Raw genomic sequence first — 19,742 nt, 5'->3', positions numbered from 1 at the left:
TTTTTCTACTTACTCATTGCTAACTCGAGCTGGCTCCTCAACAATTGTTTGTTTATCTTTTGGTTTAAGGAGGAATAAAGCCGTAATCGAGATGGCACAACAAACAATGATATACACAGTAATGGCATTGGCACTATTAAACGACTCAAGTAATGTTAAGGATATTGTAGGTGCTAGTCCACCTGCAATGATCGCAGCAAATTGATAGGCTAGGGATGATCCACTAAATCTTAAATGTACTGGAAAGATTTCAGCAAGTAGAGTTGCTTGTGGACCATAGATAACAGCCGGACCGATACTTAAAAGTACAATAGCGATTGCAATAAGCACTAACTCTTTTGTATTTATTAAATAAAAATAAGGCAAAGCTCCTAAAAGTGTCATGATCATTCCAGAGAACATAATTTTCTTTCTTCCAAATTTATCAGACAAATGGGCAGCATAAGGTACAATAAATAAGAAGGTAATCGCAACAAGTAATACAGCATTCGTGATTAATTGTTTATCCATGTTCAGGTGGGTTGTCGCGTAATAAACAGTAAATGTTGTACAAATATAAAAAGGAACATTATCTGCAAGTCGTGTAAGAGCAGCTAATAGAATCTCTTTTGGATATCCTTTAATTGTTTCCAAGACTGGCTGCTTTGCTGTGTTCTTCTCTTCTTTCAACTTCTCGAATTCTGGAGACTCTTCAATCCCTAATCGGATATATAAACCAATAAACACTAGAGCAATACTTAAAAGAAATGGAAGTCTCCATCCCCAAGCTTCAAAGGAATCTCCTGTTAGGTACATACATAGAGAAACAACTATAGTAGAGAATATCATCCCAATTGGAACACCCAATTGCGTCATACTTCCCATTAAACCTTTTGATTTTTTCGAACTCCATTCAACTGAAAGAGTGACCGAACCACCCCATTCTCCACCGACACCAATCCCTTGAATAAATCTTAATAGAACAAGTAAAATCGGTGCGACAGTACCAATGCTATGATAAGTTGGTAATAATCCCATAAGGGTAGTACTAATCCCCATTAACAATAAGGAAGTAACCAAAGCAGCCTTTCTCCCCACTTTGTCACCGTAACTGCTAAAGATTATGGCTCCAATAGGACGAGCCAGGAAACCTACAAATAGTGTGATAAAAGATTGCAAGACTCCCATAAAAGAACTAGATTCTGGAAAGAACAATTGGGGAAAAACGAGTGCAGCCATGGTTCCATAAATGAAAAAATCATACCACTCAATCGATGTTCCTACCACACTTGCTATGGCAACCTTCCTCATCTGTTTTTTCCTAACGCTTTCATCCAATTCCATCTTTGACACCTCCTGATTTTAGTTGGATAGTTGGATAGTTGGATAGTTATTCGTTGGACAGGGTCTAACCTTTCCTAACCAACTAACACCTATCCAACTTCCTACAGACAACCTCATTATTTTTCTACAGCAATGATTGCTGTTTCATTGATCACAGCATGATTACTATAATGCCTGTAAAGATTTTGCATGTTGAACCTCTTTTTACTGATTTTCACTTCGTATGGCAACGGAAACTAATTTTGTTTCAAGATAGTCTTCCAAACCATAGCGGCCGCCTTCTCTTCCTAACCCGCTTTGTTTCACTCCTCCAAATGGCGCTTGAACTGCAAATGGAGCGGGATCATTGATTCCTACCATTCCATATTCAAGCTTTTCTGAAACGCGGTGTGCCCTTGAAAGATCATTCGTATAGAAATAAGAAGCTAGACCGTACTCCGCATGATTGGCTTTTTCAACAACCTCAGCTTCCGTACTAAAACGGATTAATGGAGCTACCGGACCAAACGTTTCTTCATAGGTAATTTTCATCTCTTCGGTCACATCAGCTAATACCGTTGGTAAATAAAAATGGCCATTTTCATATTCATTTCCAGTTGGTACTTTACCACCGCAAAGAATTCTAGCACCTTTCTCTGCCGCATCTGTCACATGATCGTGTGATTTCTCAACAGCCTCTTTGTTAACCATTGGACCTACTTTAATCTCTTCATTTAATCCATCGCCAACCGCCATGGATGCCACTTTATCTGCAAAACGTTGGGCAAATGTGTCATAAATCGAATCATGAACGTAAATACGATTGGCACATACACATTGTTGACCAGTTGATGAAAACTTACTGGCAATGGTACCTTCGATGGCAAGGTCAATGTCTGCATCTTCAAAGACGATAAATGGAGCGTGTCCGCCAAGCTCCATGGATACACGTTTCACTGTGTCAGCTGATTGACGAATAAGCTTTTTTCCAACCTCTGTTGATCCTGTAAATGAAATTTTGCGAACCATGTCACTAGCCATTAGTTCTCCAACAATATCAGAAGAATTCCCAATGACAAGGTTCACAACACCTTCAGGGATCCCCGCTTCATGAAACACCTTGAAAAGCTCCAGCGATGATAAAGGAGCCTCACGGGATGGACGTAAGATAACCGTACAACCTACAGCTAATGCAGGCCCTAGTTTTCTAGCAGCCATTGATAACGGAAAATTCCATGGCGTAATGGCTCCAACCACTCCAATTGGCTGCTTGATTACAGAGATTTTTTTATTTGGTGAGGATGCAGGAACGATATCCCCATAGACACGGCGAGCTTCTTCTGCATACCATTTAAAAAAGGCAATCGTGTTCCCAATTTCATAGCGGGCATTATGGATTGATTTACCCATCTCCTTTGTAATGGTCTGGGCGAAGTGTCCCTTCTTTTCCTCCAATAACTCAACTACTTTATGCAAATAAGCCCCTCGCTGTTCACCAGTCAATCCAGACCATGATGGGAACGCATTTTTTGCTGATTCTATTGCTTGTTTTGTTTCTTCTTTACCTACTAAAAATACTTTATCAACCACTTGACCATTTGCAGGATTAATAACCTCTAAGACGTTCTCCGTTTCTAACCATTTTCCATTAATGTACATTATTCTGCCGATCCCCCTTCTTGAGATAATGGTAAAACCTTATGAAAAATTTGAATAACATCTTCCTTAAATACTTTTCGTGGATTATTTGGAACGGTCCCCTTATCCTCCATTGCATCATGGGCTAAGCGATCGACCATTTCCTGTGTAAATTCTATTCCTAAATAACTAAAATCTTTTGGTATATTCAGTGATTGATTAAATTCAGATAATAAGTCTACTAGTCTTTCCGCTGCTACTTTATCATTTTCAAACGCTAAAGTTGGATCAAAGATTCTCGCAATGTCTGCATATTTCTTGTAATTTGAAATAAGGTTGTGTTTCATTACATGAGGTAACAAAATGGCATTCGCCAGACCATGCGGAACATGGTAAATAGCCGACATCGGATGGGAGCAAGAATGAACCAGACCAAGGCCACCAAGATTAAAAGCCATACCAGCAATTGTGCTTGCAAGATGCACCTGTGATCTTGCTTCAAGGTTATTAGGATGTGCATAGCTTGGTGGCAAATGATCTTTTAGCATCTTAATAGCTTGCAGTGCTAAGCCTTCAGCTATTGGATTTGAACGTACAGAGGTAAAGGCTTCTACTGCATGAACTAAAGCATCCATTCCTGTCGCAGCTACTACATGGCGTGGTAGTGAAGTTGTTAACACTGGATCAACAAATGCTAACTTAGGAGCCAATACCGGTGAAGCAACAACATATTTCCTGCCTACCTCATGATCAGTGACCACTGCAACAGACGTTACTTCAGAGCCAGTACCGACTGTTGTAGGAATAGCAAATAACATGGGTATTTCGTTAACAACTGGTTTTTCGCCGCGGCGATAATCAAGAATATGGCCTGGATGACTCGCCATTACGCCAACGGCTTTTGAGAAGTCCATTGCACTTCCTCCGCCAACTGCGAGAATCATGTCACAAGATTCGGATTTATAAACTTCTGCCCCCTTCATAACCGTTACGGCATGAGGATTTGGCTCAATTTCTGAAAATACAATTGAATCAATCCCATTTTCCTTTAAAAGAGATTGGATTTTACCTGGAATTCCTGCTTGAACAAGCCCTGGATCAGTGGCGATAAATACTTTTGTTTTATTGAATTCTTTCATTTTTGCTGCTAAGCTTTCTTCGACACTGTTTACTCCAAAAATCACATTTGTATGTAAAGCTGAATGAAACGTTTGCTGACTTAAATACATAATATCCTCCTATTCCACTCGTTTATTGTTTGATAGTTAAAATGGGGTTAGCTGAGTAATAGTGAAGTGCTTTAGAGCTGGGAAGGAAATAATCCCAGCTCCGTTACTAGTTCTAATTTATTTCACATTTGCCACAGACGCGACGCGGTCGAAAATAAAGCCCTTAAACCCTAATTCTTCCAATGCCTTTCTGTAGTTCCCTAGTCCTCCTAGATAGAACATGACCGTATTCTTCTTACCTGGGATGTTTGCTCCGAATATCCACGATTCTCCCTTCGAAAATAGCGTTTGATCCGAGATTGTTTGGCATGTTGTAATCCACTCATCCTCAGCCTCTTGTTTTGGTTCAATCGTGGAAATATCGTTTTCAACCATGTACTTCACGGTATCTGATATCCATTCAACCTGCGTTTCAATGCTAGGCGGTAAGTTTGTAAAAGGACCGTTTGGACCAAGGATCATAAAATGATTTGGAAAATGTGTATTCATCATGCCGAGATACCCAGTTGGTCCATCTGCCCACTTTTCTTTCATTGTAATACCATCGCGTCCGCGCATATCGATCTTCGTATAATTCCCATCTACCGCATCGAATCCAGTAGCAAAGATCAACACATCCAATTCGTACTCACTATCCGTCGTGCGCACACCTTTTGGTGTAACTTCCACGATTGGAGTTTCCTTTACAGAGACAAGTGAGACATTGTCTCTATTGTAGGTATCGTAGTAGCCATTATCACAAAGTGGACGTTTGGCATATAAACCAGTCGGAGTTAACTTGCGTGCCGTTTCAGGATCCTTAACAATCTCTTGGATTTTCTTGCGGATGAAATTGGCCGCAGCCTCATTAGCCTCAGGATTTGTAGCAATATCACTGAAGGTGCCGAACATGAAGCGGAAGCCGCCCCCTATATTCCATGCCTCCTCAAATACGCGCTCCTGTTCCTCTTTCGAAACGGAAACTGCTGGCACTGTGCTTTCCTCAAAGCCGAAGGCCACAGCTGAAGATTTTGCCTGTTTCCAAATTTCTTCGTAATTTGCCTTTATTTCCGCTTTCTCAGCATCGGATTGTACCTTTAATCCAATCGGTACACTGTATTGCGGGGTACGTTGGAAAACCGTTAGATGCTCGACCTTAGGAGCAATGTCAATAATTACCTGAACACCGGTTGAACCAGTACCAATGATGCCCACTCGCTTACCCTTCAGATCAACGTCTTGAGGCCATCTAGCCGTGTGATATTGTTCACCCTTAAAGGTTTCTATTCCCTTAAAGTTTGGTACATTTGTTGCTGAAAGAAGGCCAAGCCCTGTAACAAGAAACTTCGCAGTAACCGTTTCACCCTTGTCAGTGGTTACCTCCCAATAATTATGCTCTTCATTAAAATAGGTGGATGTAACCTTTGTGTTGAACTGGTAGCTGCGACGCAAGTCGAAACGGTCTGCAACCTTGTTCAAATAGCTAAGGATTTCCGGCTGCGTCAAGTAATTGTGCTTCCAATCTCCTTCCTCTAGCAGCTCCTTATCAAAAGAAAGAGGGTAGAGAAAGCTCTCTGTATCGGAAAGTGCTCCAGGATAGCGGTTCCAGTACCAAGTACCACCGACATCAGAGCCATTATCATAGGCACGTACATTTAGGCCTAGTTCATTGCGGAGTTTATGTACAGAGTAAAGACCACCGAACCCTGCGCCTACAACAACTGCATCGAAGTCAACTTCCTTAAAATTGTTTTTATTCATATTAGATTGGATCATGTATTTCTCCTCCTATTTCTTATTCTGATTTCTGTTATCTAAGTAAATCATACTCTGGGAATGGTTTTTCCTTATTTTAATCACAGTCTTAACGGGCAGTAAGACTTCCACCTCAATATTATGAGGATACAAAGAAGTTAGGTAGGAGGATAACTGCCCATAAAATTCAGATTAATGCAGGGCCAAACAGTTAAAGGCTAACTGATGGAAAATTTACTTTATAGCGCTCTATACCAAGCTGCAATTCTTTGGATTTCCTCATTTGCTTCAGGTGCGCGTCCTGCTAAGAATGGGAAAACATGCTGCATTCCATCTACAACTGAAAGTGTAGCTTGTACACCGGCATCAACCGCACGAGCATGCAGGCGACGTGCATCGTCAAGCAGGACTTCAGCCCCACCAGCGTTGATGTAAAGCGGCGGGAAGCCATTGAAATCAGCGTGCAGCGGGTTAGCTAATGGATCTCGAACCTTCGTGCTGTCATCCCCGATGAACATCCCGATCATTCCTTGAAGTAATGGAACAGTTATAAACACGTCGGTGTCTGCATTACTTTCAAGCGTACTTCCTGTTAATTCCATATCAAGCCATGGCGAGAAGGCAATAACGTATCCTGGAAGTTCAAGACCCAATTCGCGGAATTTCAGAACGGATGCAACAGCAAGGTTTCCTCCTGCAGAGTCACCAATTGTACCGATATCCTTAGCCTTAATACCAGATGCAAGTAATGCCTGGTAAACAGCAGCTGCATCTTCTAATTGTGCTGGGAAAGGATTCTCAGGGGCACGACGGTAATCCAATACTACAGCAGAAACACCAAGTGCTTTGGCCATATGCCCAGCCAGCTTACGATGACTTGCTGCTGATCCTACAGCAAACCCTCCTCCGTGGGTGTAGATCAACACTTTCGTTTTGTCACAACCAACAGGGTATGCCCAAAGACAATCGACACCGCCTACTTGATCTGTCTTATAAGTTACATCCTCAGGTTCAAACGTAGGTTTTTCCCATTCGTCAAAAAGGCTTCTTAAATCCTCAATCGTCATGTTTGGATTGGCTGTCATACGATTGCTCCATACTTGGTATATTTCTTTTAGATAATCTGATTCCTTTGATAGAATTGCAGTTTTATTTTCTGACGATTTCATAATTGTTTTCCTCCTTATATTTGAATGCGATTTCATTTTCCCGGGTATTCGCTTACATAATATAAAATACCAAGCCAAACTATATTTCGAGATGATATCTCATTTTTTAGGATAGTATTGCAGTTTTCTATTTTATTATTTATTTCAATCTTTAGAATCACTTATTTTTAAGCATCCCCTCCTTTTAATTCACTCTTACCTACAGGGTTTCATGTTATATTGTTCCTATGACGGTATATCATACCGCCTGTGTAACAATATTATATTATTTTTTTCTAGAAATCAATATTTTTTTAATCATCTGAATATTAAAATTATTATTTGCGTTTATTTAACTATCCTCTTCAGCTTTTATATAACACTCTTCAATAGCTTCTATGAGCTAAGAAAGGGAAGAAGTCTCATTTAATATGAGTTCATGATGACGTATACATAAGAGACGTCTACTTTCACATCCTAGATGAAATAAACCTATCACCTCTAGAATAGTTATTAATAGGGCAATAAGTGCTGCAATAGTTAGAGGAACATGTTGTTTATTATTTAAAAGTTAATAAATTGGGATATCTTAAAATATTCTGAAATATTTAATTTGTAAGACTAATTTAACTTATTTTTTCTTATAAGTAAAATATATATAAATTATAAAGATTATGCATTTTATCTATAATACGTTGCGTTCATTTAGTAGAAACCGCTAATATCTTGTCCACTGCCGTTTTTAATGCCAGTATTTTTTGCTTTTTCAAGAAACATTTTTGTCAGTGCTTTGCGAGGAAATTATGCGACAATGTGGAAATGTAAATCCTTCCCTGGCAGATGAGGACAAAAATAAAGCCTCAAAGAGACGGCCGTCTCTTTGAGGCAAATTCAACTATAACTAACTATAAATATAGTAAAATAACTTGGGCATGCGGTATTTAAGAGTTAATAATAATAAATTTTTTATATCTCTCATCTAAATTGGGAAGTAATATATTTAATCATTTCTTTTGCAGCATATGAAACATACTTCTCTTTATTTAAAATAATCCCTAACTTCCAGCTGATTGTCGGATTAACGATAGGAATGGCTTTAACCCTACTTAAATCTACTTTTTTTACAACGGACTTAGGAAAAATGGTGATACCTAGATTTTCCGCTACCATCTCGCTAATAAGTTCCCAATTATAACTTTCATATGAAATTGTAGGTAGAAATCCTAATCTGCTACACTCCTGATCCACTAGTTGCCGGAGTTTAGAGCTTTCTTGAAAATAAACAAAGGATTCACCCTTTATCTCTATTAAGGAAACCTCCTCTTTAGCAGCGAGAGGATGAGAATGATGAACAAACAACATCATCTCCTCATCGATACTAGGAACCACATCAAATTCTCCCTCAACTGGTAATAGATCTACACCAAAATCAAGTGCTCCATCTTTAACATCTTGTCTCACTTCGGCCGCACTTTTCTCAATTAGTTGTACGGTAATTCCAGGATATAATTCTTTAAATTCTCTTATGATTTTCGGGTAATATAAAACGGCGATAAGCGGTGGAACCCCGATTTTCAATTTTCCTTTTTTCAGATTCATCATGTCGTTTACAAGAGAAGATAAATCTTGAAATGAATTCAAAATCTTTTGTCCTTCCTCAAATACAATTTCTCCTGCAACAGTTAAGACAACTTTCTTTGATGAACGATCAAGAAGTTCCACGTCCATTGCTTCTTCTAGATTTTTTACCATTTTGCTAAGTGTAGGTTGAGATAAACAAAGGACTTCAGATGCTCTAGTAAAACTTTTTTGCTTTGCCACTTCAATAAAATAAGTTAAATGTCTAATATCCATCGTAAAAAGCTCCTATATAGATTTTTGTTATCATAATTATAATTATTATTCATTTTACACATAATAAAATTAATTGTAAAATATTCTTAACATTTTAAATTTTCAAAGGTAAGTTTTTGATATAGCAAATCAGTTGGTTTTGGAGAAATGGGATTATCATTGGCATTACATTTGCCAAAGTCAAGTTTTTGCTTATGATGTTAGTTTTATGAGAAATTACGCTAAAAAGGGAAAACTAAATAAATATAAGCCCCTAGCGTTATGAAGCCTAAGAAGGGCATTTATTATTTTTGCTTTGGGGGATTTTTATGTCAGTTATAATGATGGAAGAATTAGAATACAAGATCACTCAACTGAAAAAAGAATTGATACAGATTGCTGAAGAAACTGGTTTAAATAGCCATGAGACTATTTATTGCAGTCAAAAATTAGATCAATACATCACGATTTATCAAAAACTTACTTGTAAAAATAAGAAGAATAAGAGAAACATGGGGACGGTCCTCGCGTTTCATTGATAGGAAAAATTTAATTACTTTGAAGACAAATATATAACAAAATAGGAGGAATTAATCATGAGTAAAAAAATTGGATTTGTAGGATTAGGAACAATGGGCCTCCCAATGGCAGTAAATTTAAAGAAAGCTGGTTTTGATGTAATTGGTTATGATGCTTTTAAAGGTGTTTATGAAAAAGCAAGTGCTGCTGGAATCACAATGGTAGAAACGTTAAAAGAAGTGGCGGAACAAGCGGACGAAGCGATTATCTCAATGGTTCGTGACTATGCTCAAAATGTTGAAGTTATTTTTGGTGAGGGCGGTCTATTATCTGCCCAACCTAAAGATAAAACCATTATTGTTATGAGTACACTTGACCCGGATACTATGAATGAATTAGGTAAAAAAGTCGAAGAAGAAAGTGATTTGAGATTAATTAGCGCTGCGGTAAGCGGTGGTGCTTCAGGTGCTCAAGCTGGAACACTATCGATTATGACATCAGGTTCAGGGACAATAGTGAAATCTTTTAAGGCCTACTTTGATGCGATTGGATCCAATACATTCTACTATGGCGAAGAACCAGGCAACAGCCAAGTAGCAAAATTAGTTAATAATATGATTCTAGGTATTAACATGAATGCTTTAGCTGAAGGACTGAAATTAGCAAACAACTATAACTTACCACAAGAAGAGTTATTAAACTTATTAAAAGTTAGTACAGGTGATAGCTGGGTAGTTAGAAATTGGAGCGATGTTTCTGAATGGACAGCAGACACTGCCTTAGCTGTTTTACTTAAAGACTTAAAAGCGGCTTATAACGAAGGGCTTAAACACAATGTAACTTTACCATTCAATTCCTTATCATCTACACAATTATTTGACTCTATGGGAAAATAGAAACCAAAAGCCTAATAATTGAATAAAGTAATTGCTTCATTAGTTGATTATACAATCTCTCTCAATTGGAAAGTGTTCTGTGCCTGAACAGAATGCTTTCCTTATTAAATTAGCGTGAACATTAATGAAAAGAATAAAAAGATCAAAAAAGACGTCTTTTAAGTACGGGTTTATGTTACCCATACTTAAAAGACGTCTACTTTCACATCCTAGATGAAATCAATCAATCGCTTCTAGAATGATTGCTTCTCTTAATGATTGCTTAGTATTCCAATGGGCGGTCTGCCACCCATCATTGTTGTTAGTTTTCTGGAGACATCCAATACTTTCTTCCCATAGAAAGATGCATCTGCGTCTGGTTGGTTAGATAGAAATACACAGCTGATAACTAATTTTACTTCACCATGCATATTAAAAATGGGAGCGGCGACCCCGCATACACCAGAGGTATGCTCCTCAAAACTTTCCGCGTAGCCTTTCATTCTAACATGATGGAGTTCTTGTTTAAACTCTTCTATGTTAGTGATGGTTTTGCTAGTAAAGGATTTAAATCCATTTTTCTGGATAATTTCATCCGTTACTCTTTCATCCATAAATGCTAAATAACATTTACCGAAGGAAGCACTAGTTAATGGAAAACGTTGACCAACACTGACAGTTACGCGAACGGGTAATGACGGTTCTTCTTTTGCTACATACATTAGCCTGTCATTGGCGATTGGTTCTAACAAAACAACCGTTTGTTGCGTTTCTTCACATAACTCCTTTAAGTGCTGTTTACAAATTTCAAGATAGTCAACGAATTCGGAAGCCCTTGCACCAAGCACAACAAGGTAAGAGCCAAGACTGTATTGTTTTTTATCTTCGTTGTAAAAAACATAATGATGGTTTTCAAGAACCTTAAGGATCCGATGACAAGTACTTTTATTAATATTTAGACCTTTACAAATATCAGCAAGACTACTTGTACGATGATTATAACGACTAAGAAATTCTAATATCCTTATTGTCGTCTCTAAAGCTGGTACCTCGGAGCGATCTTTTTTATTTTCCATACCAAAACCTCGTTTATCATATTAGGAGTTCATTGTATAAACATAACTCCATTTATACTTTATCAACTCTTTACATCCTTTTAAATATCGCTAGCCTTCTTTATTCCATATGTGTTATATTATTCCACTTATAAAACAATAATACAATTTATGTTAGTCTTGGTCAATAAACATTTTTAGAAAGTTCAAACTCTTTATTCCGCAGTTAAATCCTTGTATACAACTCCTGGAGTGTCGTCCACTCCTCTTCTACCACATACATATCCTTCCATCAAATAGTGACTTAATTCACCCTATATTCTTTATTAAAAATAAACACAATATCATTTCGATCTTTTTCATAATCCCAGATAATAAAAATATCTTCAATTGAACGGTTAAAAATCTCCTCAAATAAATGTTTACAGTTTAAATACTCTTCCTTTATTTCTCTAGCCTGATGAAGCAATAAATCGAAGTCCCCTTTTTGATAAACCAAACGCTCCAGCTGCAAGAGGACCTCCTTTGACTCAATGGTACAAATATTTTGTGAGTAGCTGACTATTTTTAAACAGGACGCTTTTTTATGAGTGTTTGAACCTATTTCATCCAGCAGCTTTAAAAGTGGTTTTTCAAAGCTTACCTCTATTTTTTGTTCCACCATATCATTGATCTCAAATAAAAGGATTCCCGTATTTCTGTCATAATCCCAATCCGATCGGAAATATTCATACAAACTCCCCAACATCTTTTCAACTTCCGGAATAAAGTCTTTTACAACTGTATTGATAACAGTCGAACGGAAATTAGTTGCAAGATTTAATTCGTTGTTGCTGATCAATACTTCCTCTGCAGGGGTAATGAAATTTCTCATATAAACATAAAATCGTTTCCCTTTCTGCATGACATAACAGGTTTCCGGTCCTTTTCCGAACCTTCGCTTTAACAGCTTACTAAACTTACTGCTAAGATACTGCATATTCTCCTGGGATGTTTTTATCATATGATTCTCCTTTCAGATAAAAAGGCCTAACCTCTTTATAAACGAAGTTAGGCCACGGCTTAAACGACTATTATGAATCATTTGTTCCATATACCATATCTCTAGTATGGGTCATTAATAGTAAGCAATCTCTACATCTCTGCTATTGAGCATAACTGTAAGTCATTATCCATAGTCATACTAGCACTATTCCTATTATACAAAAATTAATTAAAATCTGCCGATAAAATAACTTCTATACAAGTTCCATCATTGCTACTAATTATATTTACTTGTCCTTGATGCTCTTCAATGATTTGGCTGCTGACATTCATCCCAAGACCTGTTCCATATTCTTTGGTTGTAAAAAATGGTTCATTTATCCTCCCGAGCATGTCAGACGGAATCCCACATCCTTGATCTATGATTTGAATTTGAATATTGCCTTCTGAAAGAGCCAATCCTTCTACAAAGATAGTCCCTCCATCCGGCATGGCTTCAATGGCATTTTTTATATAATTAATAAACACTTGTTTCAACTGGCCCTCATCACCCAATACTGTTGCCTCACTTAGGTTATACCTTTTTACAATTTGAATATTATTTAATAGTGCGTGTGACTCCATTAACGTGAGTACTTGATCCAGCAATACATGCAAAGAGAGCTTTTCATATTTTATTTTCGTAGGTTTTCCAAGTACCATCAACTCTTTCAGAATGGCTTCTACCCTAGCAATCTCTGCCTCTACTACTTCAAAATACATAGTCTCCCCTTCATAGTCAGCCATGATCAATTGCAAAAAACCTTTAATTGCCGTAATTGGATTTCGGATTTCATGTGCAATTCCAGCAGCCAATTGACTTGCTACTGCATCTTTTTCGGATTGCAGCTGCATATCTAAACTGCTCATTGATAGTTCGCTTTTAAAACTTTTTATTTGCTCTATCGCCATTTCGATCCTACCTCCTGTTTTCTAGCAGAAAATAAAAAGCCAAAATAAGCATAGTTCCTTCAACTACGTCTTATTTCGGCTTAAATTCTAGCATCATATCTAGAGACTCATTGCCTATTAATGTTAGAACACAAACTTCCTGTTATAAAAAGGTGATTCTGATAGAATAGAGCGAATATCCCTATATCCAATATTAATACTAAAGAATCCTACCTAAATTTTCAATCAATTTACTATGATTTAATATAATTGTAAAATAAATCCTTTATTAAGAAGAGCTGTCAGTCCCGCTGACAGCTCTATTATTTATAGTAGAGGAGGCTTTCATCCTACATCGGAACCTCTAAAACAATCCTTGTTCCCTTCTCTTCAATCGAATGAACGGAAATCAATCCGCCGACTGCTCTGGCCCTTTCCTCCATACTGAATAATCCTACACCACGAGAAACCTGGTCAATAGCAAATCCCTTTCCGTAATCCTCGATAACCACCCGAATCTCATTATCCATTTCTCGAATCGTGACAAAGGCCTCATCTGTATCAGCATATTTCCGAACATTCGTTAATGCTTCCTGGATAATACGGTAGATGGTAATTTCTTTGTTCGTACTTAATCGACTTTGCAGATAGCAGTCAAAGTGGACATTTATCTGACTATATTCAGAATAACGAACAAGATAAGAACGAATCGCAGGAATTAACCCAAGATCATCTAACACAGATGGGCGTAATTCCCAAGAAAGATCGCGAAGCTCTTCAATAATGGCTGTCGCTTCCTCCAGCATCTGGTCTAACAGCGGGTGACTTATTTCATTTTGAAGCCGGTTAATCGTTATCAAATGGCTGTATAAATTTTGTCCAACTCCATCATGAAGTTCGCGGGATATCCGCTTCCGCTCATCCTCTTGGACATCAATGATTTTCGTCATCATATTTTGTAGTTCTTCTTCTGCATTTTTTCGCTGCGTAATTTCATGACGTATCGCTAAATACTGATAAGGCCTTCCATCCCCATCAAGAAACGGAACAATCGTCGTATCCACCCAATAATAGCTGCCATCCTTTGCTTGATTTCTAATTTCTCCTTTCCATACCTTTCCCTTTGCAATTGTTTCCCACAATTCAGTAAAAAACTCCTTTGTATGGTAGCCGGAATTGATGATTCGATGGTCCTGGCCGATTAGTTCTTCCTTTGAATACTTCGATATCCGGCAAAACTGTTTATTAACATACGTAATCTTTCCTCTTTGATCCGTTATCGCAACGATGGAAGAAGCATCTAACGCAAACTTAAGGTCCATCAACTCATGTATGGATTTTTTTAATTCCTCAACAACACGCTTATACTCAGTAATTTCCTTCCGAATAGCAAGATATTTATACGGTTTTCCTGTTACATCCAGGAAAGGAACAATCGTCGTATCCACCCAATAATACGTACTATCCTTTGCCCTGTTTTTGATTTCTCCGCGCCATACATAACCGCTTGTAATGGTACGCCAAAGCTCCTTCATAAACTCCTTCGAATGGTACCCTGAGTTGATGATTCGATGGTCCCTGCCAATTAGTTCACTAGAAGAGTATTTAGATACCTCGCAAAATTTCTCATTCACGTAAGTGATCTTCCCTTTTTCATCAGTGAAGGCAACAATGGTCGATTCATCGAGAGCATAATTTAAATCAACTAATTCATGCAGGGGATAAGATTGGTGCTTATTAAGTCTAGACTGATCTTTCACTACATGAAAAGCCATTAAATAATACTGCTCTCCACTAAGAATAAAGCGATTAAAACGATAGAAAAGAGAAATGGTATGGCCATCTCTATGTATGCCGTGCTGATGAACAACCATTCCCTCCTGTGCATTCTGAAGGTCAACTTCTGGCATAAGTATACGAAGCTCTTTTCCAATCAATTCATTCTCTCGATAGCCAAAATGGATACATGCCTGCAGATTGGCAAAAGATACAAAACCGCAGTCATTTACAAGAATGGTTGCTTCACTAGAACTAGGATTAATTTTGTTTTCTTTATTTTTAGGATCGTTCCTTTCCATTTCACTTCCTCCTGTTGCTGTTTAACTTTTCCTCCAACCCCTTTGCAGCCAGTAAAACCACTCGATGTTCAACTTCCGAAAAAGTCCGGTTTGTCCGATTCCCTACTAATAAAACTCCTTTTGGAGTGCCATTTACCTGAAGCGGAACGGCATAAGCGGATAGAAGATTTTCCGCCAGCATGATTGGGTATTCGAGTGCTTTTCCTGTAATATTTTTAGGAAAATCCTCAACTGTCATCGGCCGTCCTGTAGAAATGACTTTGCCGGCTATTCCTTTTCCATAGCGGACGGTAATTCTCATGTATTTATCATTGCTGTTTCCAGCAGCATAATGCCATCTAACGTCAGGTCCGTTGCTATTTTGAATGGCCAATCCAACAAAATCACAGCTCAATTCTGCTAATAACTGCTCACAGCACGTTTCAATATGCCGGCATGTACCATTTCGATCGCAGCCTTTATAGTCCATATCCTAATAACCCCTTTTTTAAAGCAAATGCTACAAGTTCTGGTCTTGTTTTCATTTGGAGCTTTTCCATTAGGTTTCCTTTGTGAGTTTCAACTGTTTTTACACTGATAAACAGCTGTTCTGCAATTTCTTTATTCGAAAAACCTTTTGCAATTAAGGTAAGAACCTCTTTCTCACGGTCTGAAAGGAGTTGAAACGTATCTGCAGTTCCCTGCTTGACGCTTCCCAAATACTCCTCCATTAACCGTTTCGTCGCGGAAGGATGAAGATACGCATTTCCGCTCGAAACGGAGCGAATCGCTCCCAACAGCTCCTCTTGAGGGGCACTTTTTAGAATACAGCCTGCTGCACCAGCCTGAATGGCACGGAATAGATATTCCTCATCATCATGCATCGTCAGAATTAATATCTCCACTTCAGGCATCAGTTTTTTCAATTCTGATGTTGCAGATAATCCGTCTTTTCCATGAGGCATACTCAAATCCATTATCACCACATCCGGCTTAAGTTCAAGAGCCTGCTGGATTCCTTCATTTCCTTCTGAGGCTTCCCCAACGACTTCCATATCTTCATGATTATTTAATAGCATTTTCAAACCCATTCTTACAACAGCATGATCATCACATAATAATATTTTAATCAAGCCAATCCCCCCTATATTGAGATCGATCACAATTTAATCTGAAAATAAAACACAATAAGGGGATTGCACATTGCAAACCCCTTGATTATTATTCTACTTTAACGATAGGGAAAACTCTATAGAAGTCCCTTCCTGATGCTTGGAAGATATCGTACAACTTCCGCCGATTAAACCCATTCTTTCAACCATCGAGGCAAGACCTGGTGAATGGTCCATGGCAGCTTCAACGTCAAACCCCTTGCCAAAGTCCCTGATTAAAATGAATAAGCCTTTCGGTTCCCATGCAAAAGTGATGTCTGCCCGAATCGTATCGGCGTGTATCGCAATATTGGCCAACGCTTCCTGACAGACTCGAAAAAGAGTCATTCTTTCTTTTTCCAAAAGCTGCACTTCATCTCCTGAGGTATTAAACTCCACTTCAATGCCATAGGTTGAAGTATATAGTTTCAAATAGCTTTTCATAGCCGAAAGTAACCCAAGTGTTGTGAGAGTAGGAGGATGCAATTCTACAGCCAAAAGCCTTACTTCCTGGATCGTCTTTTCCATCAATTGTGTCATCTCTTCCATAAAGCTCTTCATCGATGGGTCTACATTTCCTTCAATTAACTGCATACCCGTATAAAGGCTGTATAAGGTTTGGCCGACACCTTCATGAAGTTCCAGGGCAATTCGTTTTAACTCTAGTTCCTGCGCTTGAATAATGTAGGAACTGATATTTTCCCTTTCCAGCGGCGCTTTCATTTCATCCCCTCCTTTCAAATAGGTACCTTCTGTACATAAACATTAAGCTCTTGTCATTTTGCTACTGCTGTGTACCTGTATCATCTTTCCTTTAGAAGTTCTGTTCATATCCTTTTTCGCTGTCGCCATTTTTTCCTGATAATACATCCAAACTACCAGAATCAAGCTGGCAAGAGCAACCTCCGATAATGCCATAAAACCGATAGCATAGTGACCTGTTAGATTGAACAACAACGATAATAGAATTGGCGGGAAAAAGCCCCCTAATCCACCCATCATAGATACAATACCGTTTGCAATACCTGCTTGCTTTTGGAAATACATTGGCATTAATTTAAATATAACACCATTTCCCATTCCGGCACAAAAAGCGATGGTCAAACAACCAACAGTATACCATTCAATCGATGGGGCCAATGAAAGAATGATCGCTGAAATAGTATAAACCCCAAATGTGAACATAAGTAAAATCAAAGAATGGAAGCGGTCTGCAAGCCAGCCGCCGATTGGCCGCATAAAAGTAGCCACAGCAATAAATATTGCTGTTCTAATTCCAGCATCAACTTTTTCCAAGCCAAAGTTTGAAACAAGGAAGTTTGGCAAGTAAACGGTAAATGCAACAAAAGATCCAAACGTAATAAAGTAAAATAAGCTTAAAAGCCAAAGCTTTTCATTTTTGTAAATCCCTTTAATTTGTTCAACTAATGAAGTTTTTACCTTCGGCTCTTTTCTGTCACCTATGAAGAAGTTTGCTACGATAAAAATAACAAGTAGTACAAGATAAAACTGAACAGTTATGGACCAGCCGAATTTTTCGGCCACCATTGGTGCAGCAAATGTTGAGATTGCCGTACCAATGTTTCCTGCGCCGTAAATCCCGTTAACTAAACCAAGGCGTTCCTTCGGATAATATTTAGGCAGAGACGTAACTCCGACTGAGAAAACAGCACCTCCGACACCAAGAAACAAGCCGCCAATCAGAAGATCTGTCAATGAGTCCGCAGTACTGATAAAGTAGACTGGAAATATCAGCAAGACAAAGCTGCTTAGGAACATGATTCTCGCGCCAATCTGGTTCGCATAGAAGCCTAGCGGAACTCTGAGAATAGAACCAAGAACGACCGGTATTGCTGTAACAAGGGCAAGCTTGCTTTCGGGAATTGCAATATCTTCTTTAATAAATGGCATTAAGGAAGATAATAAAACCCAAATCATAAATCCAACGATAAGATTCATCGTTTGTAATGGAAGCTGGATTTTTTTAATCATTGTCTTCACACTCTTTTCTTTATTACATAATGTAATTGTGATTGTTGATCATATGCAGTCCACTCATTTTCAGTCAGTGTTACACAGGCTGTTAAAGGAACAGCAAAGAAATGACGGCTGTCAAAATAAATACGTAAGTGGGTATGGTCAGGGCATACCTCCAGCTTTTGTATTTCCTTAGGGACAAAAGGCGCCTGCTCTTCTCCATCTTGATCAAGGATGGTAACCATTACCTTCTCAGAGACAAAGGATTGTAGGTTTTCCATATTAATGTGTTCCACAGCTGCCGCACCCTCTCTTCACTGGGTATACATTCATCTGATAGCCCTGTAAATATTTCCAAAATGATTCTCCTGCATTTTCTTCGATATAATTGATCGTTTCCTCTTCGGATTGCCATCTGCTCATACCTTTAATTTCAGCCACAACTATTTCAATTCCATCTTCTGTTTTTTCATCTAAATACCAATTCAAGCGAATATCTTTAAAAAGTTCTAAAAGCACTCGATGAATTTCTGCAGCAAAATTGCCAGTTTCCTCTCTTATAAAACAAAAGTCAAGGTATGTTTCGCTGTTCATTTGATTCACGCCTTTACATTTTTTGTTTTTTTGTATACGAAGATTGCGATTGGGAACAAGATAATATTTAATCCGCCAAAGATTAACGTATTTGTATAATTTTCATAAAAATATTGATGAACCATGAATTGAGTAAAAATAATATTCAGCATCAATATGGCACATAGTATGCCGACACTAACATACTTAAGCTTCATAACGTTTCACCCTTACTGCATAAACTGCTCCTTTTTCAACCTTTACCTGAATTTCAGGAAGAGGCCTCCGCGGCGGTCCCCCAGTTGGAGCACCTGTCTCGACATCGAAAAATCCATGATGGCACGGACAAACCATTTCTCCCTGCTCCTTCACCCAGAAAACGGGACAGCGAAGATGTGTGCAGGCATTTTGATAGGCAACATATTTGTTTTCTCCCAGTCTGATCAATAGTGCAGTATCATGTTCACCAGGGAAGGTGAACTCAACTGCTTCACCGACAGGAATCTTACTCACATCTGTAATTTTTTTATGAGGATATTCCTTATCTCCAAGCCCGATTAATTCCTTAGCCGCTACAGCTCCCCATGGCAGGGAAGAGACGGCAAACGCCCCTGCAGCCCCTACTAGAGTTTTCATAAATCCGCGTCGATCAAGTTTTCTTTCGTTATTCCGTACAATATTGTGTGTATAGTTATCCTCTTCGAAAGGGATTTTATTATTTTTATCCGATGGCATTC

General features: G+C 38.4%; 20 protein-coding genes. 2 read left to right on the top strand and 18 right to left on the bottom strand.

Annotated elements, in window-relative coordinates:
• Nucleotides 1-9 precede the first annotated feature (9 nt).
• The 6 genes from R4Z09_RS03705 to R4Z09_RS03680 form a co-directional block, all read right to left on the bottom strand.
• A complete protein-coding gene (locus R4Z09_RS03705; protein WP_338451038.1) occupies nucleotides 10-1,323 on the bottom strand; it encodes an MFS transporter in 1,314 nt (437 codons plus the stop codon).
• 204 nt (nucleotides 1,324-1,527) lie between these two features.
• Entirely contained in the window at nucleotides 1,528-2,961 is a 1,434-nt protein-coding gene (locus R4Z09_RS03700) for an NAD-dependent succinate-semialdehyde dehydrogenase (RefSeq protein ID WP_338451037.1), read from the bottom strand.
• Nucleotides 2,961-4,169 (bottom strand): iron-containing alcohol dehydrogenase family protein, encoded by a 1,209-nt coding sequence (locus R4Z09_RS03695; protein ID WP_338451036.1) that lies wholly within the window; start codon nucleotides 4,167-4,169, stop codon nucleotides 2,961-2,963. Before R4Z09_RS03695 ends, R4Z09_RS03700 begins: the two co-directional genes overlap by 1 nt.
• 117 nt (nucleotides 4,170-4,286) lie before the next feature.
• The gene (locus tag R4Z09_RS03690; protein ID WP_338451035.1) at nucleotides 4,287-5,924 is read right to left on the bottom strand and encodes an NAD(P)/FAD-dependent oxidoreductase; all 1,638 of its coding nucleotides are present in this window, start codon (nucleotides 5,922-5,924) and stop codon (nucleotides 4,287-4,289) included.
• Between the two features lie 218 nt (nucleotides 5,925-6,142).
• Nucleotides 6,143-7,072: an alpha/beta hydrolase gene (locus R4Z09_RS03685; protein ID WP_338451034.1), complete on the bottom strand. Its 930-nt coding sequence runs from the start codon at nucleotides 7,070-7,072 to the stop codon at nucleotides 6,143-6,145.
• A gap of 954 nt (nucleotides 7,073-8,026) precedes the next feature.
• A complete protein-coding gene (locus tag R4Z09_RS03680) occupies nucleotides 8,027-8,905 on the bottom strand; it encodes a LysR family transcriptional regulator (RefSeq protein WP_338451033.1) in 879 nt (292 codons plus the stop codon).
• Nucleotides 8,906-9,213: 308 nt separating this feature from the next.
• Here R4Z09_RS03680 and R4Z09_RS03675 point away from each other — a divergent pair, with 308 nt between their 5' ends.
• Both R4Z09_RS03675 and R4Z09_RS03670 read left to right on the top strand, forming a co-directional pair.
• On the top strand, nucleotides 9,214-9,423 hold the full coding sequence (locus R4Z09_RS03675) for an aspartyl-phosphate phosphatase Spo0E family protein (RefSeq protein WP_338451032.1): 210 nt from the start codon (nucleotides 9,214-9,216) through the stop codon (nucleotides 9,421-9,423).
• 57 nt (nucleotides 9,424-9,480) lie between these two features.
• Nucleotides 9,481-10,299, top strand: coding sequence for an NAD(P)-dependent oxidoreductase (locus tag R4Z09_RS03670; protein WP_338451031.1), 819 nt, complete (start codon nucleotides 9,481-9,483; stop codon nucleotides 10,297-10,299).
• Nucleotides 10,300-10,550: 251 nt separating this feature from the next.
• Here R4Z09_RS03670 and R4Z09_RS03665 read toward each other — a convergent pair whose 3' ends face one another.
• The 12 genes from R4Z09_RS03665 to R4Z09_RS03610 form a co-directional block, all read right to left on the bottom strand.
• Nucleotides 10,551-11,354 carry an IclR family transcriptional regulator gene (locus R4Z09_RS03665; RefSeq protein WP_338451030.1) on the bottom strand — a complete coding sequence of 268 codons (804 nt, stop codon included), beginning with the start codon at nucleotides 11,352-11,354 and terminating at the stop codon, nucleotides 10,551-10,553.
• A 283-nt stretch (nucleotides 11,355-11,637) separates the two neighbouring features.
• Nucleotides 11,638-12,336 carry a Na-translocating system protein MpsC family protein gene (locus R4Z09_RS03660; RefSeq protein ID WP_338451029.1) on the bottom strand — a complete coding sequence of 233 codons (699 nt, stop codon included), beginning with the start codon at nucleotides 12,334-12,336 and terminating at the stop codon, nucleotides 11,638-11,640.
• A gap of 206 nt (nucleotides 12,337-12,542) precedes the next feature.
• Nucleotides 12,543-13,268 (bottom strand): ATP-binding protein, encoded by a 726-nt coding sequence (locus R4Z09_RS03655; RefSeq protein ID WP_338451028.1) that lies wholly within the window; start codon nucleotides 13,266-13,268, stop codon nucleotides 12,543-12,545.
• Nucleotides 13,269-13,597: 329 nt separating this feature from the next.
• The gene (locus R4Z09_RS03650) at nucleotides 13,598-15,325 is read right to left on the bottom strand and encodes a PAS domain S-box protein (protein ID WP_338451027.1); all 1,728 of its coding nucleotides are present in this window, start codon (nucleotides 15,323-15,325) and stop codon (nucleotides 13,598-13,600) included.
• A 1-nt stretch (nucleotide 15,326) separates the two neighbouring features.
• Entirely contained in the window at nucleotides 15,327-15,794 is a 468-nt protein-coding gene (locus R4Z09_RS03645) for a GAF domain-containing protein (RefSeq protein WP_338451026.1), read from the bottom strand.
• On the bottom strand, nucleotides 15,784-16,437 hold the full coding sequence (locus tag R4Z09_RS03640; RefSeq protein ID WP_338451025.1) for a response regulator transcription factor: 654 nt from the start codon (nucleotides 16,435-16,437) through the stop codon (nucleotides 15,784-15,786). The genes R4Z09_RS03645 and R4Z09_RS03640 overlap by 11 nt, the downstream gene beginning before the upstream one ends.
• 93 nt (nucleotides 16,438-16,530) lie before the next feature.
• Complete coding sequence (locus R4Z09_RS03635; RefSeq protein WP_338451024.1) at nucleotides 16,531-17,178, bottom strand: sensor histidine kinase; 648 nt, start codon at nucleotides 17,176-17,178, stop codon at nucleotides 16,531-16,533.
• Nucleotides 17,179-17,220: 42 nt separating this feature from the next.
• A complete protein-coding gene (locus R4Z09_RS03630; protein ID WP_338451023.1) occupies nucleotides 17,221-18,447 on the bottom strand; it encodes a nitrate/nitrite transporter in 1,227 nt (408 codons plus the stop codon).
• A gap of 5 nt (nucleotides 18,448-18,452) precedes the next feature.
• On the bottom strand, nucleotides 18,453-18,728 hold the full coding sequence (locus R4Z09_RS03625) for a hypothetical protein (protein ID WP_338451022.1): 276 nt from the start codon (nucleotides 18,726-18,728) through the stop codon (nucleotides 18,453-18,455).
• Nucleotides 18,715-19,026, bottom strand: coding sequence for a hypothetical protein (locus R4Z09_RS03620; RefSeq protein WP_338451021.1), 312 nt, complete (start codon nucleotides 19,024-19,026; stop codon nucleotides 18,715-18,717). The genes R4Z09_RS03625 and R4Z09_RS03620 overlap by 14 nt, the downstream gene beginning before the upstream one ends.
• Before the next feature lie 5 nt (nucleotides 19,027-19,031).
• The gene (locus R4Z09_RS03615; RefSeq protein WP_338451020.1) at nucleotides 19,032-19,223 is read right to left on the bottom strand and encodes a hypothetical protein; all 192 of its coding nucleotides are present in this window, start codon (nucleotides 19,221-19,223) and stop codon (nucleotides 19,032-19,034) included.
• Nucleotides 19,213-19,740, bottom strand: a complete 528-nt coding sequence (locus R4Z09_RS03610; RefSeq protein WP_338451019.1) for a Rieske (2Fe-2S) protein — start codon at nucleotides 19,738-19,740, stop codon at nucleotides 19,213-19,215. Before R4Z09_RS03610 ends, R4Z09_RS03615 begins: the two co-directional genes overlap by 11 nt.
• Nucleotides 19,741-19,742: the final 2 nt, after the last annotated feature.

Origin of the sequence: Niallia oryzisoli, assembly GCF_036670025.1 — a bacterium.
Classification (GTDB): Bacteria; Bacillota; Bacilli; order Bacillales; family Cytobacillaceae; genus Bacillus_BD; species Bacillus_BD oryzisoli.
Note: the sequence above shows the minus strand (reverse complement) of the source record. Positions and strands in the feature narration are given on the sequence as shown.

What these genes read in the sequence shown, in the direction of transcription:
- R4Z09_RS03705 (WP_338451038.1), bottom strand. Translation starts at nt 1,323, where the DNA reads ATGGAATTGGATGAAAGCGTTAGGAAAAAACAGATGAGGAAGGTTGCC.
- R4Z09_RS03700 (WP_338451037.1), bottom strand. Translation starts at nt 2,961, where the DNA reads ATGTACATTAATGGAAAATGGTTAGAAACGGAGAACGTCTTAGAGGTT.
- R4Z09_RS03695 (WP_338451036.1), bottom strand. Translation starts at nt 4,169, where the DNA reads ATGTATTTAAGTCAGCAAACGTTTCATTCAGCTTTACATACAAATGTG.
- R4Z09_RS03690 (WP_338451035.1), bottom strand. Translation starts at nt 5,924, where the DNA reads ATGATCCAATCTAATATGAATAAAAACAATTTTAAGGAAGTTGACTTC.
- R4Z09_RS03685 (WP_338451034.1), bottom strand. Translation starts at nt 7,072, where the DNA reads ATGAAATCGTCAGAAAATAAAACTGCAATTCTATCAAAGGAATCAGAT.
- R4Z09_RS03680 (WP_338451033.1), bottom strand. Translation starts at nt 8,905, where the DNA reads ATGGATATTAGACATTTAACTTATTTTATTGAAGTGGCAAAGCAAAAA.
- R4Z09_RS03675 (WP_338451032.1), top strand. Translation starts at nt 9,214, where the DNA reads ATGTCAGTTATAATGATGGAAGAATTAGAATACAAGATCACTCAACTG.
- R4Z09_RS03670 (WP_338451031.1), top strand. Translation starts at nt 9,481, where the DNA reads ATGAGTAAAAAAATTGGATTTGTAGGATTAGGAACAATGGGCCTCCCA.
- R4Z09_RS03665 (WP_338451030.1), bottom strand. Translation starts at nt 11,354, where the DNA reads ATGGAAAATAAAAAAGATCGCTCCGAGGTACCAGCTTTAGAGACGACA.
- R4Z09_RS03660 (WP_338451029.1), bottom strand. Translation starts at nt 12,336, where the DNA reads ATGATAAAAACATCCCAGGAGAATATGCAGTATCTTAGCAGTAAGTTT.
- R4Z09_RS03655 (WP_338451028.1), bottom strand. Translation starts at nt 13,268, where the DNA reads ATGGCGATAGAGCAAATAAAAAGTTTTAAAAGCGAACTATCAATGAGC.
- R4Z09_RS03650 (WP_338451027.1), bottom strand. Translation starts at nt 15,325, where the DNA reads ATGGAAAGGAACGATCCTAAAAATAAAGAAAACAAAATTAATCCTAGT.
- R4Z09_RS03645 (WP_338451026.1), bottom strand. Translation starts at nt 15,794, where the DNA reads ATGGACTATAAAGGCTGCGATCGAAATGGTACATGCCGGCATATTGAA.
- R4Z09_RS03635 (WP_338451024.1), bottom strand. Translation starts at nt 17,178, where the DNA reads ATGAAAGCGCCGCTGGAAAGGGAAAATATCAGTTCCTACATTATTCAA.
- R4Z09_RS03630 (WP_338451023.1), bottom strand. Translation starts at nt 18,447, where the DNA reads ATGATTAAAAAAATCCAGCTTCCATTACAAACGATGAATCTTATCGTT.
- R4Z09_RS03620 (WP_338451021.1), bottom strand. Translation starts at nt 19,026, where the DNA reads ATGAACAGCGAAACATACCTTGACTTTTGTTTTATAAGAGAGGAAACT.
- R4Z09_RS03615 (WP_338451020.1), bottom strand. Translation starts at nt 19,223, where the DNA reads ATGAAGCTTAAGTATGTTAGTGTCGGCATACTATGTGCCATATTGATG.
- R4Z09_RS03610 (WP_338451019.1), bottom strand. Translation starts at nt 19,740, where the DNA reads ATGCCATCGGATAAAAATAATAAAATCCCTTTCGAAGAGGATAACTAT.